The organism is Companilactobacillus versmoldensis DSM 14857 = KCTC 3814 (assembly GCF_001434295.1).
GTDB classification, from domain to species: Bacteria; Bacillota; Bacilli; order Lactobacillales; family Lactobacillaceae; genus Companilactobacillus; species Companilactobacillus versmoldensis.
In genome coordinates this window covers 1-18,344 of sequence record NZ_AZFA01000016.1, presented here as the reverse complement: position 1 = coordinate 18,344, position 18,344 = coordinate 1, and the positions used below count along the sequence as shown (strand labels likewise).

Here is an 18,344-nt window from a genome sequence, read left to right as displayed (position 1 = left end):
TAATCTTATAATGATTGAAAATCTGCTGGAAGCTTACGATATAGTCTATGTCCTGCTGCTCTAAGTACATGATCTGTTGAATGATAAACTGAAACTCCTACACGAGGAGCTATACCTGTGACGGTATTTGTTCAATCCTGGCAGGTTCCAGTCAAGATTGATTCAGCACCCTTCTTCTTCATTGCAAGAACCGCATCAGCCTGTCCAGGACAAATTCCTGGTAGACTACACCGATATCTTCCATTTACTAAAACCATGCGTTTGCACCGTTGAAAGGCAACAACTTCGCTGCCCATCTTCTTAGCAATCTCACGAAGACGTGGTTCTTGACCACCACATTCACATTCAAGCAAGCCAATTTTCTTATGAACTTGTGGATAAGGCATTGCGACTAAGAAGGCACCAGTAGTCTTTGTTACTGGAGTTGACTCTTTACCTGTATGTCCTGTGAAAGGACCACCGACTGTAATATCACCATGTGGATTAATGTATCCACCAGCTGCATCGATAAATTTCTTAGCTGGCAATCCAATTGGCACGTTTTCAAAGACGGTTGAACGCTCTTTGATCCGACCATCCAAAGTAATATCCTTATCGATAAATGGTTTTCTTAATTCGATCGCTTCAGCGACACGTTTGATTGTTTCAGTGTTTTGAATAATTGCATGAGCTTTAATTGGTAGTTCTCCAGGTTTTAAGACGACTCCTAACAATTGACGAACGATGACACGTTCATCACCGGCAGGATACATATTCGTCAAAAACTTAACTTGAATCTTAGGTTCATTCTTGCATGCTTTACCTAAGGCCAAGACAGCTGCATGATGAATCTTCTTGACAGCAATATATCCAACCTTGGCATCAGTGATCTCTAGCAGGTATTTCATACCACGGACTATTTGATCAGCGTAACGCTCTTCAACTTGGGTATTATGACAAAGCAATGGTTCACATTCAGCAGCATTAGCAATCAAATATCCGCCAGGGATCTTATTTGAAAGTTTTACTGAAGTTGGGAATCCAGCACCACCGGCACCGACGATTCCGGCATTTTCAATGTCAGTTAAATAATCATCTGAGTCAGGGATGTGTACAAAGTCTTCTTTGCATTGATCTTCGTCAGCATCAATAATAATTGCATCATCAGTTATATCTTCGACCGTTCCAGTAAGACTAGTATGAATATTTGCACCTAAACCAACTGGTTCAGCAATCAATTCTCCTCTTTTTACACGTTGGCCCACTTCAACGAGTGGCTTATCTGGTTTACCAACATGTTGTTTTAGTAAAATAGTGACTTTTTCCATTATTTTCACCCCCTTCTATTTGAAATTAGCGAATACAACCGTTTTCATTCGCAAGTTCATATTATCACAATTAATAAAGTATATTAAGCGGTTTCTTACATTTAATAATATTAAATTTCTGTTAATTACATCCAACTTGATATCTCTAGGCCTTAATCAATTTCAGAAAACTATTTCAAAAGTTTTTTAAAAATAAGACTAATAATTATCCAATAATTATTTCATTGACAGGTTCATGAACTGTTGCTAATATTATTAATTGGGAGTGGATAGGTTCTGGTGTTCCTTCTAGTCTTCAAAACTAGTATGAGGGGTTAGTAGCTTCTTGGGTGGGTTCGATTCCCACACATTCCCGCCACGCATATAAAACTAGATCGATCGATCTAGATAAAAAAATTGAGCAAAATAAAAGGACTACATCGAATAGATGTAGTCCTTTTATTTTGTTTTCAATCAAATAACTCTAAGATTTAAATCAATTTCTGAAATTTTATTTCATAATATATGTCATGAAGATTGTGATTTTCTTATCTTTACTTATTTCTGTAAAGCGTTTTATAAAAATAATTGTATTTTGAAAATTATTCTAAATATACTCTCGGCAACCTTTCAGCCAGACTGCAAAGAATTTCATAATTGATTGTACCGGCATATTTTGCTACGTCAGTCGTTGTAATCTCATCATTACCGTTTTTACCTATCAAGGTAACTTTCGTCCCTACGGGCATCTCATGCGGTAATTTGACCATAAATTGGTCCATGCAGACCCGACCAACGATTGGACAACGTTGACCTTCGATCAAGACATCTGAACCCTGCATCCGCCTCAACCAACCATCAGCGTACCCCATCGGCACTGTTCCGATCCATTCTTCTTCATTAGTCGTATAAGTAGCACCATAACCAATGCTTTCACCAGGTTGAACCTTTTTAGTAAAAACTAATTCTGAATGTAAACTTAAAGCTGGTTTCAATTCAAACGGTAAGTCAGTGATATCTGTTTGCGATGGATTCAAGCCGTACAAAGCAATTCCATATCTGACCATATTAACTGCCAGATCTTTATGCCACAATGCCGTGGCTGAATTAGCACAGTGAACATATCTGAATTTGATTGGCAAATCATGTTTGATCTCATTGAATCGTTTAACTTGTTTGTCGAAATAACTTTGATCAGGACTATCGGCTGTTGAAAAATGAGTAAACAAACCTTCTGGGATGAATGATTCAGGATGATCCTTAACAAACTTACAGGCAGCTACCAAACTTTCATGATTCAAAAAACCGATCCGACCCATGCCACTATCGATTGCCAAGTGAATCTTCAATTGATAAATATTTTCACTAGCAGCTTGTTGCAGCCACTCTAGTGATGGAACTGTTAAGGAGATGTCTGCCTTATTAGCTATCTCAGCATATTTTACTGGGGTTACGCCTAAAACTAAGATTGGAGCAACAACGCCAGCATCCCTGACCTCGATTGCCTCATCGAGAGTAGCGACACACAGGCCGCTTGCTCCATATTCGATTTCTGCTTGGGCAACTCTTACGAGTCCATGACCATATGCGTTAGCTTTGACTACCGCAAAAACATCGGTCCCCTCAGGGACTGCTTTCAACTCATTACGTAAATTACTTTTTAAATTACTGAGATTTATTTCGACCGTAGCTGGTCTATGTATTGATGGTATCATGCTTTATTCCTCCTCTATGATAACTTCAGTAATTACCAATTCATCTGTGTCAGATATTGAGATTTGAATATTGCCATCAAAAATATCGGTCTTGATATAAGGCTGACCGGAAGGATGATTCAAGATGCTTAGGTCGTGGAAACCTATTTTACCGAGACCCGTTCCCATTGCTTTAGTAAACGACTCCTTGGAAGAAAAGCGACCAGTGAGATAAGTCATTTTTTGTTTCTCAGTATTTAAGCTATCGAACACTTCTATTTCGTCTGGATTCAGGATCTTATCAACGAATTTAGGATGCTTCCCATAAATTTTTCTGACACGATCGATTTCTGCAATATCGACTCCTAAGCCTTTAATCATAATCTTACATCACCTTATTTTCAATATTTTGTAAAAAAAATGAGCCATTCCACGATGTGAAATGCCCCATTTTGACATAAAAACTATTTGTTCAATCAACAGATGAGGCTATCATTTTCAAGTATCTCATCTCGTCTTGTGACTCTGTAATACTTTTATCATTTTAAGACCGTCAAAGATATTTGAATTCTTCTTCAACATTATAAAACATTTGATAAAAATACTTTATTTCAATTTCGACTAAAGATTTGTTCTAATCTTGAATGACTTCTTTGATTGAGTTGATTTCTTATTTTCATTACGACGACGGTTCCCACCGTTGCCGTTTCCGTTACGTCCACGGCCGCCACCACGACGGTCGTCATTACGACGATGGTGTTCATTTCTTTCACCACTACGACGACCATGACTGAAACGATGGCGTTTGCCATGACCTGAACGGTTATGACTTTGCTTACGATTTGGTAATGGACGTTCGGGAGCAATTTTAACTGGAACACTTTGAGCATCTTTGATTGCAGTGTTCAAATAAATCATAACCAATTGTTCTGGTGTGTATTCTGCTAATAACTCATCAGCAGCGTCTTTGAAACGATCAAGATTACTATCATGAGCTAATGTGCTCTTGATATCTTCTTTAACAGCACCCATTTGTCCTGTAAGGACTTCTTTATCAGTAGGTTGTGCTAATGGCTTCATGCGCTTCTTGGTTAGGTTCTCGATGGTTCTTAGGTAACTCATTTCATTAGGTGTTACAAAAGTAACTGAGACACCTGATTTACCGGCACGCCCTGTCCGTCCAATTCTATGTACATAGCTATCTGGATCTTGAGGGATATCGTAATTATAAACGTGCGATACACCAGAAATATCTAATCCTCTGGCAGCAACATCAGTTGCGACTAGGAAATCGAGTTTACCAGCCTTAAATTTACGTAAGACACTAGTTCTCTTATCTTGAGATAAGTCACCATGGATACCTTCTGCATTGTATCCACGAGCTTGTAATCCACGAGTCAATTCATCAACTCGACGCTTTGTTCTACCAAAGATCAAAGCTAGTTCAGGTCCTTGAACATCAAAGATCCGAGTCATCAAATCAAATTTTTCAAAGTCACGAGCTTTGACAAAATATTGATCGATGTTATCAGCAGTTAATTCTTTGGATTTGATCTTAACAATCTCAGGGTCAGTCATAAACTTATCAGCAATCTTCATGATAGGTTTTGGCATTGTAGCTGAGAATAGAAGTGTTTGATGATCGTGTGGAACGTTTGACAAGATACTTTCAATATCTTCAACGAATCCCATATCAAGCATTTCATCAGCTTCATCTAAGACAACAGTCTTAACATTGTGTAACTTCAAAGTATGGCGATTGATATGGTCAAGGATACGACCTGGAGTACCAACAACGATACTTGGATGACTCTTCAAAGCATGGATCTGTCTTCTAATATCAGAACCACCATATACAGATTGAACACGGACCTTTTTATTACGGCCCAATTTGTACAATTCTTCTTGTGTTTGAATTGCTAGTTCACGTGTTGGAGAAATAATCAAAGCTTGGATATCACTTGAGTTCGTATCAACAGCATCCAAGATAGGTAAACCAAAAGCTGCAGTTTTACCAGTACCCGTTTGGGCTTGTCCAATCACGTCATCACCTGTCATAACAAGTGGAATAGTTTGTGCTTGAATAGGGGTTGTTTCTTCAAAACCGGCCTCGTCAACAGCACTTAATAAGTTTGAATCTAAATTTAATTCGCTAAATTTCACAAAAATCCTCCGTGTAAACATGGTTTAAACGTAATCAAATTACCCTACCATGTTATCCAACGTTACTCAACCAACACGCTTAAACTAATTCTTTTAAGACATTTTCCAGATGAATGCCGTGACTTGCTTTCAACAAAATTGTGTCATTTGAGTTCGTTTCTTCTTTTAAATTTTCAGTTAGTTTGTCTAACTGTTCTTTGCTATACCAGCTCAAGTCAGCTGGGTCATACTTTGTAACTAGCCTATCGTACAAAGCTTTCATTTCGTTGCCTACAAGATAGACCTTTTGAAAATCTTTGGGATCGATATGGTCCGCCAATGACTCATGCAATTGTTTGGAAGCAGAACCTAATTCCAACATATCTCCAAGAACAACAATCTTACGCCCTGTCGACAATTTTTTCAAATTATTGAGCACCTCAGCAGCTGCAGTTGGATTAGAATTATAAACATCGCTTAAAATATCCGCGCCATTGCGGGCTTTTAACCATTCTGTCCGATTTTCAGTTAAATATAAATCTGACAGAGCTTTTTGCATATTTTCAACTTGAACATGATATCTTCTGCCAACTAATAATGCTGCCATTGCATTGTTAACATTGTAATCACCCATGATTGGAACAGTGAATTCAATTTCTGGCCACAAATTAGTCTTGAAACTAGTTTTTTGCTTATCACTTTCAATCGTGGTTGCATATATAGTATTGGTTTCTTTTTCACCAAAAGTTGCTTTGTTCCTTTGTACATCTTCAGCACGTTCTGTCAATAATGGTTCATCACCATCATAAATGAATAAGCCATCTTCTTGGAGATGACGTGTGATCTCCATTTTGGCATCGGCAATCTTATCTCTCGTTCCGAAAAATTCGATATGCGCTTCACCGATCATCGTCACAACTGAAACATCAGGATGAGCTAAACCACTTAGGTGGTCGATCTGACCAGGACGATCCATTCCCATTTCTACCACTAACACTTCAGTATTGATGGGCATATTTAAAATCGTAAACGGAACACCAATTTCATTGTTGAAATTTTTTGGTGTCTTAGCTACGTTATTGTTAACAGCTAATATGCTAGCAATCATATCTTTAGTAGTAGTTTTTCCGTTGCTTCCTGTTACTGCAACTACCTTAGGATTGACCTTAGCTAAATAGTATTTGGTCAAAGTTTCAAAAGCTTTCATTACATCGTCAACGACCACATAAGGAATAGATTTATCAACGATCTCATGATCTTTTTGCCAAACAGTGGCTGTAGCACCATTACTGATGGCACTTTCAATAAATTCGTGGCCATCGCGGTCACCCTTTAATGGAAAGAAAAGGTCCCCAGTCTTAGCCTTACGACTATCGAAACAAACACCTGTGATCTCCACATTTGGTATCTCATCTGCTTGAATTTTCAAAGCAGAATAAACTTCTTGTAACTTCATCTTCATGAACAATAATCCCCAGTTCTAAAAAAAATTTTCTCCTAAATAATAAAAGAGTATACTAATTTACTTAGAAAGGATTTGATGTATTAATGGATTCAAATACACAAAAAACTCCAAAAGAGAATAACTATTGGAAAAAGAATCTAATCGTCCTCTGGTTCAGTACCTTTATGACAGGTATCGGCTTTAGTATGATAACACCCTTTATGCCATTATACATTAACACAATGGGCAATTTCACAAAAAGTCAACTAGTCATCTGGAATGGTATTGCTTTCTCATCCACATTTCTAGTTATGGCTATCATCTCTCCTATTTGGGGTAAAATTGCCGATCGACGTGGTCGAAAACTAATGTTGATTCGAGCTGCTTTAGGAATGGCAATCGTAATCTTCTTACAAGCCTTCGTAACAGCTCCTTGGCAATTAGTCGTTTTAAGACTGCTTCAAGGTGTATTTTCAGGTTTTGTCAGTAACGCCAACACACTGATTGCTTCAACTGCTCCTAGGTCAGAGAGCGGTAAAGCACTAGGTACTTTAAATACCGGTGTCATCTCAGGAACACTTTTAGGACCATTAGTTGGAGGTGTCATTGCACAATACCTTGGTTATCGGATTCCTTTTATGATCACTGGATCCTTACTGTTCATCGCCTTTATTTTGGTCGTTATCTTCATTAAAGAAGATTTCAAACCTATTCCTAAAGGACAAGAAGCAAGCACGAGTGAGATTTTTCATAAACTTAAGAACCCTAATATTATTCTGGCAATGTTTGTCACCACTATGATCATTCAGACTTCCAATAACTCAATCAACCCCATCATCAGTTTGTATGTTAAACAATTGATGAAAGGATCAGATAAGGTAACTTTGATTGCCGGAGTTGTTGCAGCTTTACCAGGTATCGCTAATATCATCGCTGCACCACGATTTGGTGCCCTGGGTGATAAGATAGGTACCGGCAAAATCTTGATTGGCGGGCTAATTTTTGCCGTCTTAGTATATATTCCGCAAGCCTTTGTCAATAATATCTGGCAGTTAGCAATCTTGCGCTTTCTAGTCGGAGTTTCAGATGCTTGCTTAGTTCCACAAGTACAAACTTTATTAGCTAAAAATACTGACGCTGAAAACACCGGACGGATCTTTGGTTATAATCAATCATTCCAGTCGGTTGGTAATGTCTGTGGACCATTACTTGGTTCATACATTTCCAGTGCTTTAAGTTATTCAGCCGTTTTCTTGACCACAAGTGGTCTAGCATTAGTTAACTTTGTCTGGGTCTTTACCCACTTACATCGAAAAAAAGCCAAAAAATAAAAGCCATCCGAGAAAGGATGGCTTTATTTGTTTGATAAACCATATTTCTTGTTGAAACGATCGATACGTCCATCTGCTTGAGCAAACTTTTGTTTACCAGTGTAGAAAGGATGTGAATCTGATGAGATTTCAACACGAATCAATGGATATTCTTTACCTTCATAATCAGTTGTTTCACTTGAATTAACAGTTGAACCTGCTAAGAACTTCTTGCCAGTTGAAGAATCCATGAATACAACTTGGCGGTAATCTGGATGAATTCCTTGTTTCATTATAAATGTCTCCTTTGCCCTAAATCATTTGCTGAAATAGAGATTAATTTGCTAACGGTATTAAATAATATCATGAACAACTAAGATATTCAATATAATTCTATTTTTTAAAGCTGACTTTTTGGTCGGTAATTTCTTCAAGCAAGCCAAAATCGTGATCAATCAACAACATCGTCGGATGTTGTTTTTTTATTGCCGTCACAATTTGGTCACGTGTGATGACATCTAAATAGTTGAACGGCTCGTCCCATAAATATAGATTTGCTGGCGTCGATAGACTTACACTCAGCGCGACCTTCTGCTTTTGACCTTGACTCATATTTTCGATTGGTTCATTGAACAAAACTCGTTCAAAACCTAGCTTACGCAAAGTGGAAAATATTTTTCCGATCTCTAAATCATAATTCTTGGCGACCTGTTTTATAGTACCACGAAGTCTTGTCTCTTGGGGCAAATAAGAGACTAGTAGTTTTTTGCCGTCAATCAAACCGGATTGCTCAAATGGCAGTTTTTCACCAAGAATAGTTTTCAATACAGTGGATTTACCAGCGCCATTAGGTCCAACAAATGCAACAATCTCTCCTTCTTTGACTGTGAAGGAAACTTTCGGTGTTATGGTGTCTTGATTGCTCAGTTGTAATTTTTCAACATTAATAAAATAGTCAAAATGATTAATTTTCTGATAATTGAATGTCAGCGGCTGTTCGATCTCAATATTTTGTAAAAGTTGTTCTTTTTGATCAATAGCTTTCTCAGTACGTTTTTGCATCATCCGAGCTTTTTTCATCATCTTAGCTGACTTATGCCCTAAAAAACCTTTATCGAGATTGGCATGATGATCCATTTTGACATTCTTTTGCTTGCCTTTTTCAGTTTGTTGGGCCCAGTTGCTCTTTTTGACTGCAGATTGTTGCATCAGCTTGATATCTTTTTGTAACTGATTTTTTTCATTCAGTTCATGCTGATCCTGTTGAGTCTTAGACGTTTCCCAGGTATCAAAATCTCCTTGGTAAACCGTGATATCCTTTCGATTGATTGAGATGACATGATCAATGATCTGGTTAAGAAAATTTCGATCGTGACTGATAACGATAAATCCCTTTTTAGCTCGTAGATAATCAGCCACAACTTTACGTCCTTCGATGTCCAAATGATTAGTTGGCTCATCGATCAATTGAAAACCAGTTGAATTAGCAAACATGACCACTAAGAGTAATTTTGTCCGTTCACCTGGACTCAATGTACTGAATTTTCGTTCTAAGAGCTGAGAGCTCAATTTTAGCTTAGCTAGTTCCATTTCAATTTTCCACATATCATAATCAACCAGGCCTGATAATTTCAAAACCAAATTCCTGACCGTTTGCCGTGGATGGACAATTTTCTGCGGATAATAGTAGAACTGTAAATTGGTCGTGATTTGTCCCTGAAAATCCAATTGGTGCATTAAGATCTTTAACAAAGTAGTTTTACCGCGTCCATTCCGACCAATCAATCCTAGCTTCCAAGCTTCGTCAATATTTAAATCAACGTGATCAAAAAGTTGATCTGACATTTGGTTATATTTGAAACTTAAATTATTTATTTGAATTGTACCCATAAGAATCCCCTCATTTCGGGTGTTCAGCTGGTTTTAACTAATGGTTAGATGGAAAGAAAACGCCCTCAATATTGTCTCCAATACTGAGGGCGTACTTCATCCTTAAGAAGTTAATTGTGCAAGGAAGTCCACCATTGGAGAAAATAAGTCAAAACCAAATAAACACATACGTATTAATTGGTATTTCGACTTATTTTCTCAATGGCTACACTTCCTCTCATGATAATTTCTTTTAAAGCATCAATAAAAATCTTTTTTCAATTTCAGGCTAAATCGTCAATTCCGACTAGTTCTACATCGGCTTGCAATTGATGTAACTTCCAAACTACTCGGTCGTAGCCACGTAAAATATTTTCTGCATTTTCGATGGTCGTTGTGCCATCAGCAATCAATCCTGCAATCATCAAACAAGCTCCCGCACGTATCTCATCAGCTGAAACGGTAGCTCCGCTCAATTTGGAACCGCCATGAACGAAGATCAAGTCGTTTTCACTTGAGATGTCTCCGCCCATTTTTTGGAGCTGTGAGATGTGCTTGACGCGTTTTGGATAAATAGTATCCATAATCATTGCTTCGCCTTTTGATTGCATCAATAACGGCGTGATGGGTTGTTGCAAGTCAGTAGCAAAGCCTGGATAAGGCATTGTCTTAATATTGACCGCTTTGATTTCGGGAGATGGCTTAACATAAATACTATCCTCGCCAATCTCCAAATTAACACCCATCTCATCTAATTTAGCTAAGAATGCGTCTAAATGCTCACTAATGATATTATTGATCAAAATATCTCCACCATTAGCAGCTGCTAAACTTAAATAAGTCCCAGCTTCGATTCGATCAGGAATGATGGTGTGCGAGTTGTTCGAACGTAACTCGTCCACTCCTTCAATTCTGATAGTCTCAGTTCCGACACCACGGATGACTGCACCCATGTTGTTCAAGAAAGTGGCTAAATCGATAATTTCTGGTTCCTTAGCGGCATTTTCAATCACGGTAGTTCCCTTGGCACGAACAGCTGCCAGGATAAAATTGATTGTTGCGCCCACTGAAACCATATCTAAGAAGATCTTAGCACCCTTTAGTCCTTCTTCAGGAGCAGTGATGATAATCTGGCCTTGTTTGTTTTCAACATGAGCACCCAAAGCCTCAAATCCTTTAATGTGTTGATCGATTGGACGTGGTCCAATATCATCTCCACCAGGGAAACCAACTACAGCCTTACCAAAACGGCCAAGCATAGCACCCATAAAGTAATATGAAGCTCGTAAACTGCTAACTTTTCCACTTGGCAATTCTGCAAAATGGATTTTGGTTGGATCAATTTTTAAAACATCATTTTTAACTTCAGACGTGACATTCATATCAAGTAGGATAGATCGTAGATTATCCACGTCCCTGATCTGTGGGACTGAATCTAGTACAACCGGTGTACTTGACAAAATTGCGGCGGGAATCAAAGCAACGGTGCTATTCTTGGCACCACCAATCGTCACTTCTCCCGACAATTTCTTTCCACCATTAATTACAAGTTTTTGCATAAGTTTTTCCCTAACTATTATTAACTACATCAAATTGAAAGATCCTGATTTTAAAGATCTTCTTCGTCAAGGCCGGATGCAGCACCGATGAAGGCTTTGAATAATCCTTCTGGCTTAGTTGGTCTTGAGAGGAATTCAGGATGATATTGAGCTGCAATAAAGAACTTGTTCTCAGGGATCTCGATCACTTCTACTAAGTGATTATCAGGTGATACACCTGAGAAGATTAGACCGTGATCTTCAAACTGTTTCCGATAGGCATTATTAAATTCATATCTATGTCTATGTCTTTCTTGGATAACTGATTGATCATCATATGCAGCGGCGGTCTTAGTGCCTTCCTTTAGTTTACATGGATAAGCTCCTAAGCGCAAAGTCCCACCGACATTTTCGATATCTTTTTGATCAGCCATCAAATCAATGATCTTGTTATCACCATCTGGTTCGATCTCACCGGTAGTTGCATCGTTGATGCCGACTACGTTACGGGCAAATTCGATACTTGCCATTTGCATACCTAAACAAATACCAAAATATGGTACATCATTTTCACGGGCATACTTGATCGTAGTGATCATACCTTCAAGACCACGACTACCGAAACCACCAGGCACGAGGATTCCATCATAGTCCTTCAACATCTCATCAACATTATCTTCTGTGATCTTATCAGCAGAGATCTTATCTAATTTAATATCTGTATTATATACATAACCTGCAGCATTTAAAGCTTCTGTAACAGAAATATAAGCATCTTGTAATTTTGTGTACTTACCAACTAAAGCAATCTTAGTTGTATGTTTCAAATTATGGATCCGATCAACTAATTTGTTCCAGTCAGACATATCTGATTTTTGAGTGTCTAAGTTCAAGTAACGACAAACGATATCATCAAAGTCTTGAGCTTGTAAGTTCAAAGGAACATCATAAATTGAACTAGCATCACGTGATTCGATAACTGCTTCTGGATCAACGTCACAGAATGAAGCAATTTTGTCTTTCATACTTTGTGGCATAGGCTTTTCAGTTCTAACTACCAAAATGTTAGGTTGAATACCGATACCACGTAATTCCTTAACACTGTGTTGTGTTGGCTTAGTTTTCATTTCACCAGCAGCCTTCAAATATGGAACCAATGTTGTATGAATATAGACAACATTTTCTGAACCGACATCAGCTTTCATTTGACGCAAAGCTTCAAGATATGGTGTTGATTCGATATCACCAACTGTACCACCAACTTCAGTGATAATGACATCTGAGTCAGTCGTCGTTGCGGCACGTGTTATTTTTTCTTTAATCATATTTGTAATATGTGGTATTACTTGAACGGTTGCACCGTTATAATCTCCATGACGTTCACGAGAGATAACTTCTGAATAAATCTTTCCGGTTGTAACATTTGAATATTTGTTCAAATCGTTATCAATAAATCTTTCATAGTGACCTAAATCAAGATCAGTTTCTGTACCATCATTAGTAACATAAACTTCACCGTGTTGATATGGACTCATAGTTCCAGGATCAACGTTGATGTATGGGTCAAATTTTTGCATTGTGACCTTCAATCCGCGATTTCTTAATAATCTACCAAGAGATGCGGCCACAATCCCTTTTCCTAAAGATGAAACAACTCCACCTGTAATAAAAATATACTTCGTCATAGCTTTCCTCCACATATTATATCTAGGGATTTTCTTAACTAAAAAATAAAAAAGCTCCCTATTCATCAGAACAGGGAACTTGTAATTAGTCTATCTAATAGAGCCCAAACAATATAATACTGTTTCAGGGTTCAATCGTCAAACCTTTACTCTTAAAAATGTCAATCTATTTATCAGTATCGTCAGAATCGTCGTCATCATCACTGTCTTCATCGTCATCGTCATCATCTTCGTCAGATAAATCGATGTCGTCATCATCAGCGTCAAATTCAGTCAATTGACCTTCGATACCATCATCAAGATCGTCTTCTTTGTCGTCACCTTCATCACTATCGTCAACAGAAATATCTGAATTAGTGAATTTAGACAAATCAGGACCATTGCTCTCACCTGAGTCATCATCTGATAAGCTTAAATCACTATCATCATCATAATCAACGACATCATCGTCTTCTTCATCGTCACTCAAAAAGGCATTAACCTTTTGGGCAGCTTTGTGAGTATTTTCAGTTCCGTTATCTTCGGGATGGTTAACCTCTTCGTCGATAGAATCAAATGGGTACCATTTACGTAATCCCCAAACGTTTTCACCAAGTGAAAGGAAACTACCATCATTATTCAAATCTGTGTAGAACTGTGGCAAATGCTCTTTGATCTGCTCATCAGTTTTCCCTAAAAATGATTGAATATCATTAACGATATCAGAGAAGTTCATTGCTTCTTTGTTATTCTCATTGAGGATCTCATAAGCAACTTCGATCATTGATAATTCTTCTTTATTTTGATTCTTGAATTTTTCAAGTTTCAAACGTGTACACGTCCCTTCACAGCGTCTTACATCTAATAATATCTATTTAGACACCAAAAATCAACCTAAACTTGTAATTACCTACTATATTATCATCATAAATCAAGTCATAATCAATATTTATTTTTCCTTGAAGCGGTTTATCTTTAATTTCGACCAAGGAATCCTTCGTATATGTCTTCATTTGCATGACTCCATACTCAGAATGAACACTAGCGGAATTATGATCATGATGCGTAAAGTAAAGCATCGAAGCTAAATTATTTTGCTTAGCCTCTCTTTTCAAATGAATTTCGCCATTTTCAGTGATTTTTACTAAAATAGAGGCAGACTCATTATTTTCCATCGTTTCATTAAATGTTAGATAACTAGATTTACCCATGCGTGTAAACCGACCAGGCTCAGAAATCTTGGTGTGAGTCATTTCACCAGCTTGAAAAACTGACATATCTAGATCGACATTTACATCAATGCGATTATTTTCCAAAATATAACACCCCACATGATAAAATTAATAAATAGACTATTTAAAGAAGTGATTAAGTGAATCAGCAAATGTTATTATACGACCAATATCTAACTAGTGCTCAACAAATGCTTGAACCCTTCGCCGACACAGGAGCTATCCTGCAATTCGTTTCCGAAGAAAAAATTTCCGTCGCCCATTTTTGGACGACCACGCCAACTGTTATCCTAGGCCTTCAAGATCAACGCTTGGAAAACTTAGCTGGCGGCCTAAAATTCTTAGACGACAACGACCACATTTATTATTTAAGAAATTCTGGTGGCCTCGGGGTCGTCACTGACCCAGAAGTTTTGAATTTCACTTTGTTTCTACCTAATAAGGATGACTTGTCGATCGACCAAGCGTATCAAAAGATGGCCGATATCATGCAAGCAACTTTTTCGCAAAAAATCAAAACTGGTGAGATCAAACATTCTTATTGCCCCGGCACTTTTGATTTGAGCATCAATGATCAAAAGATAGCTGGCATCTCGCAAAGACGTTCCGGAAACGCCGTCGCCGTAATGGCATATATTTCCATCACCGGAGATCAGAAGAGACGCTCACAATTAATGAAAGACTTCTACGAGGTCAGCAATTATCCAGTTAGCCAAAAAATCGACTTCCCAAATGTCGACGTCCACTCAATGGAAAATCTCGACAATTTGATTGATCAACCATTGACCAGTACTAGTGCTGAGCAAAAAATATTAACCACTTTAACTAGTAACAATTATAGCATTGACCGTAAGAATTTTAACATTGTTAGAAACTCACAGCCATACCAAAATGCCTATCAAAAAACACTCGAAGAATTAGTTTACAAAAATACCAAACTCTTAGGAGAAAATTATGACTTATAAGATTGAAAAACTACCTCGTGAAAAAGTTTTTCGCGATCCACTGCACAACTATATTCATGTCCAACACAAGGTCATCCTTGACCTGATAAACACTAAGGAGTTTCAACGCTTAAGACGCATCAAGCAATTAGGGACCTCCTCGTTCACTTTCCAAGGAGCCGAGCATTCACGTTTTACCCACTGCATGGGTGTATACGAGATCACTCGTTTGATCTGTGATAATTTCCAAAGAAATTACCCGACTAGAACCCCCGGAGACGGCTTGTGGGACGATAATGAACGTATCGTTGCTCTCTGTGCCGCTTTATTGCACGATGTCGGACACGGCCCATATTCGCATGCATTTGAGCATATCTTTAATACTGATCACGAACAATGGACCCAAGAGATCATCACTTCACCAAAAACTGAGATCAATCAAGTTCTCCGCCAAGTTTCGGATGATTTTCCTGAAAAAGTTGCGAGTGTGATTGCAAAAACTTATGAAAACAAGCAAGTCGTCCAAATGATCTCCAGTCAGATCGATGCTGACCGCATGGATTATTTATTGCGTGATGCCTACTTCACAGGTACTAAGTACGGTATGTTCGATCTAACTAGGATCTTACGAGTTATGCGTCCTTATAAAGGTGGAATCGCCTTTGATGCTAATGGGATGCATGCTGTTGAAGACTATGTGCTCTCCCGTTTTCAAATGTATCAACAAGTCTATTTTCATCCAGTGTCTCGAGGGATGGAGGTAGTTTTAACTAAATTGATGAAGCGTGCCAAAGATCTCTATGAACACAATCAAATGAACGGTTTTGAAATGCCTAGCTTACTAGTTCCCTTCTTTGAAGAACGAGTAACGATCGACGATTATTTGGCCCTTGATGATGGGATTTTAAATACTTACTTTACTCTTTGGTTGGACTATCCAGATGAAATTTTAAAAGACTTGTCTTCTCGTTTCTTGTCTAGAAAACCATTCAAGTCAGTCCAATTTACTGAAGGAACTAAGGATAAGATTCCTGGACTTGCTGCAATCGTTGAAGCAGCCGGCTTTGATAAAAAATATTACACGTCCACTAATACCAGTTTCGATTTACCATACGATATTTATAATCCCGGTGAACACAAAGAGCGCACGCAAATCGAAATTATGCAAAATGATGGTTCATTAATTGAACTTTCAACCTTAAGTCGTCTGGTCAATGCCTTGACTGGTAAGATTCTCGGTGATGAGCGTTTTTATTTTCCTAAAGCAATGCTTGAAGAACATTCGAACGATATTTTTAGTGATCAATATCTCAAATTTCAGAAACATATTTACAACGACATGATTATTTAGATTATTTTGTCTTATTTTGTCTTATTATAAAAAAATTTAGGCTTTTCGAATAAAAACGCTTTCAAACTTTGGTAAATTTTACTATGATGTATATAGAACATTTTCCCGAGGAGGAACTTTCATGAAAGAATTTTCAAACGAAACTAGAGCTAAAAATTTACAGAAGATGCAAGATGAGGAATTGGATCTTCTTGTTATTGGTGGCGGAATCACTGGTAGTGGTATCACTCTTGATGCACAATCACGTGGCATCCAAACTGGTTTAGTTGAAATGCGTGACTTTGCTTCAGGTACTTCAAGCCGTTCAACTAAATTGGTTCACGGTGGTTTACGTTATCTCGCACAATTTGCATTGGAGGAAGTCCATGAAGTTGGTACTGAGAGAGCTATCGTTTATAACAACGCTCCCCAAATTACAACTCCATTGAAAATGATGCTTCCATTCTATGCAGGTGGTACATATGGACCATTCATGACTTCTGTCGGTTTGGATGTCTATGACCGTTTGGCTAACGTTAAGAAATCAGAACGTAAGACAATGCTTGAACCTGATGAAACAACTCAAAGAGAACCTTATGTTAAGTCAGAAGGTTTACTAGGTTCAGGATTATATGTTGAATATAGAACCGACGATGCTCGTCTAACACTTGAAGTAGCCAAGAAAGCCAGTGAATTAGGTGCTTTGATCGCTAACTATACTAAAGTAACTGGTTTGTTATACGATGCTAACCATAAAGTTTGTGGTGTTAAGTTCGTTGATACTCAATCAGGTGAAACTGGTGAGATCCACGCAAAGAAAGTTGTCAACTCATGTGGACCATGGGTTGATGAGATTCGTGACATGGATGGTTCAAATAAGGGCAAACATCTTCACTTAACTAAGGGTGTTCACTTGGTTATCGATAATGCTAAGTTCCCTATTTCAAACTCATTGTTCTTCGATACACCATTCCATGATGGTCGGATGATGTTTGCCATCCCTCGTGAAGGCAAGACTTACATCGGTACTACTGATACTACATGGGAAGAAGATCCTAAAGAACCAAATATCACTGTTGCCGATGTGACATATATCTTAGCTGCTGCTAACCAAATGTTCGAACTACCACAAAAGCTTACACCTGATGATGTTGAAGCTGGTTGGTCTGGTGTTCGTCCATTGATTCAAGAAGAAGGAAAATCACCTTCTGAAATTTCACGTAAAGATGAAATTTTCCAATCCGATTCAGATTTGCTTTCGATTGCCGGTGGTAAATTAACTGGTTACCGTAAGATGGCAGAAAAGATCGTTAACCGTGTTGCCGAACAACTAGCTAACGAAACTGACTACACATTTGAAGGTCAACAGACAGAACATTTGCTCCTTTCGGGTGGTGATGTTGGCGGTGACGAAGGCTGGTCAACATACTTCGACAAAATGGTTCACGAAGGTATCGTTAACTACAATCTTGAACGTGAAGATGCAGAAAAATTAGTTCAACGTTATGGTTCAAACGTAACTGACATTTATGAATTGCTTCCAGATGGCGACAAAGATGGCTTACCTCGTGTTGATTGGGCAATGCTCAACTATGGTTTGAAAGCTGAAATGGTTGAACATCCAATTGATTACCTACTTCGTCGTAGTAGTCAGATGCTCTTTAACATCAATCATATGAAAGAAGTTAAGGATGCTATCATCGACTATATGGCTGATTACTATAGCTGGGATGAATCTACTAAACAAGCTATGACTGATGAAGTTAATACTAAACTTGCCTTAACAGACTTACATGACATCAAAGCAAAATATGCTGATCATGTTGCTGCTGAATAATCATTAAGACAAAAATAATAGACGTACTAATTCTGGCTCTAAGTCAAATCGTAT

Annotated in this window: 15 protein-coding genes and 1 tRNA gene; 5 read left to right on the top strand and 11 right to left on the bottom strand. The window is 38.0% G+C overall.

All coding sequences use genetic code 11. The annotated features are described in order from the left end of the window. Positions 1-5: 5 nt before the first annotated feature. Positions 6-1,307 carry a proline reductase-associated electron transfer protein PrdC gene (gene prdC, locus FC27_RS08410; protein WP_268869699.1) on the bottom strand — a complete coding sequence of 434 codons (1,302 nt, stop codon included), beginning with the start codon at positions 1,305-1,307 and terminating at the stop codon, positions 6-8. A 261-nt stretch (positions 1,308-1,568) separates the two neighbouring features. Here prdC and FC27_RS11825 point away from each other — a divergent pair. Further along, a tRNA-Sec gene (locus FC27_RS11825) sits at positions 1,569-1,665 on the top strand. A 223-nt stretch (positions 1,666-1,888) separates the two neighbouring features. On the opposite strand, the gene alr is transcribed toward FC27_RS11825, so the two are convergent. From alr to FC27_RS08390, 4 genes are all read right to left on the bottom strand, one after another. Further along, positions 1,889-3,001 (bottom strand): alanine racemase, encoded by a 1,113-nt coding sequence (gene alr, locus FC27_RS08405; protein ID WP_010624967.1) that lies wholly within the window; start codon positions 2,999-3,001, stop codon positions 1,889-1,891. Positions 3,002-3,004: 3 nt separating this feature from the next. Further along, positions 3,005-3,361: a holo-ACP synthase gene (gene acpS / locus FC27_RS08400; RefSeq protein ID WP_010624968.1), complete on the bottom strand. Its 357-nt coding sequence runs from the start codon at positions 3,359-3,361 to the stop codon at positions 3,005-3,007. 240 nt (positions 3,362-3,601) lie between these two features. Beyond that, positions 3,602-5,143 carry a degradosome RNA helicase CshA gene (gene cshA / locus FC27_RS08395; RefSeq protein ID WP_010624969.1) on the bottom strand — a complete coding sequence of 514 codons (1,542 nt, stop codon included), beginning with the start codon at positions 5,141-5,143 and terminating at the stop codon, positions 3,602-3,604. Positions 5,144-5,222: 79 nt separating this feature from the next. Continuing rightward, positions 5,223-6,584, bottom strand: a complete 1,362-nt coding sequence (locus tag FC27_RS08390; protein WP_010624970.1) for a UDP-N-acetylmuramoyl-tripeptide--D-alanyl-D-alanine ligase — start codon at positions 6,582-6,584, stop codon at positions 5,223-5,225. Between the two features lie 86 nt (positions 6,585-6,670). Here FC27_RS08390 and FC27_RS08385 point away from each other — a divergent pair, with 86 nt between their 5' ends. Further along, the gene (locus FC27_RS08385; RefSeq protein ID WP_010624971.1) at positions 6,671-7,897 is read left to right on the top strand and encodes a multidrug efflux MFS transporter; all 1,227 of its coding nucleotides are present in this window, start codon (positions 6,671-6,673) and stop codon (positions 7,895-7,897) included. Positions 7,898-7,920: 23 nt separating this feature from the next. Here the strand turns inward: FC27_RS08385 and FC27_RS08380 are convergent, their stop codons facing one another. From FC27_RS08380 to FC27_RS08355, 6 genes are all read right to left on the bottom strand, one after another. Continuing rightward, a complete protein-coding gene (locus FC27_RS08380) occupies positions 7,921-8,169 on the bottom strand; it encodes a type B 50S ribosomal protein L31 (protein ID WP_010624972.1) in 249 nt (82 codons plus the stop codon). Between the two features lie 100 nt (positions 8,170-8,269). Continuing rightward, entirely contained in the window at positions 8,270-9,766 is a 1,497-nt protein-coding gene (gene abc-f, locus FC27_RS08375; RefSeq protein WP_010624973.1) for a ribosomal protection-like ABC-F family protein, read from the bottom strand. A gap of 263 nt (positions 9,767-10,029) precedes the next feature. Further along, a complete protein-coding gene (locus tag FC27_RS08370; protein WP_010624974.1) occupies positions 10,030-11,304 on the bottom strand; it encodes a UDP-N-acetylglucosamine 1-carboxyvinyltransferase in 1,275 nt (424 codons plus the stop codon). Positions 11,305-11,354: 50 nt separating this feature from the next. After that, entirely contained in the window at positions 11,355-12,968 is a 1,614-nt protein-coding gene (locus tag FC27_RS08365) for a CTP synthase (RefSeq protein WP_010624975.1), read from the bottom strand. Between the two features lie 166 nt (positions 12,969-13,134). Beyond that, a complete protein-coding gene (gene rpoE / locus FC27_RS08360; RefSeq protein ID WP_010624976.1) occupies positions 13,135-13,776 on the bottom strand; it encodes a DNA-directed RNA polymerase subunit delta in 642 nt (213 codons plus the stop codon). 46 nt (positions 13,777-13,822) lie between these two features. Continuing rightward, positions 13,823-14,263, bottom strand: coding sequence for a YwiB family protein (locus FC27_RS08355; RefSeq protein ID WP_010624977.1), 441 nt, complete (start codon positions 14,261-14,263; stop codon positions 13,823-13,825). A 68-nt stretch (positions 14,264-14,331) separates the two neighbouring features. Here FC27_RS08355 and FC27_RS08350 point away from each other — a divergent pair, with 68 nt between their 5' ends. The 3 genes from FC27_RS08350 (at position 14,332) to FC27_RS08340 (ending at position 18,290) form a co-directional block, all read left to right on the top strand. Beyond that, entirely contained in the window at positions 14,332-15,144 is an 813-nt protein-coding gene (locus FC27_RS08350) for a lipoyl protein ligase domain-containing protein (protein WP_010624978.1), read from the top strand. Beyond that, complete coding sequence (locus FC27_RS08345; RefSeq protein WP_010624979.1) at positions 15,134-16,474, top strand: HD domain-containing protein; 1,341 nt, start codon at positions 15,134-15,136, stop codon at positions 16,472-16,474. Before FC27_RS08350 ends, FC27_RS08345 begins: the two co-directional genes overlap by 11 nt. 121 nt (positions 16,475-16,595) lie before the next feature. Further along, positions 16,596-18,290 carry a glycerol-3-phosphate dehydrogenase/oxidase gene (locus tag FC27_RS08340; protein WP_010624980.1) on the top strand — a complete coding sequence of 565 codons (1,695 nt, stop codon included), beginning with the start codon at positions 16,596-16,598 and terminating at the stop codon, positions 18,288-18,290. The last annotated feature ends 54 nt before the right edge of the window (positions 18,291-18,344 follow it).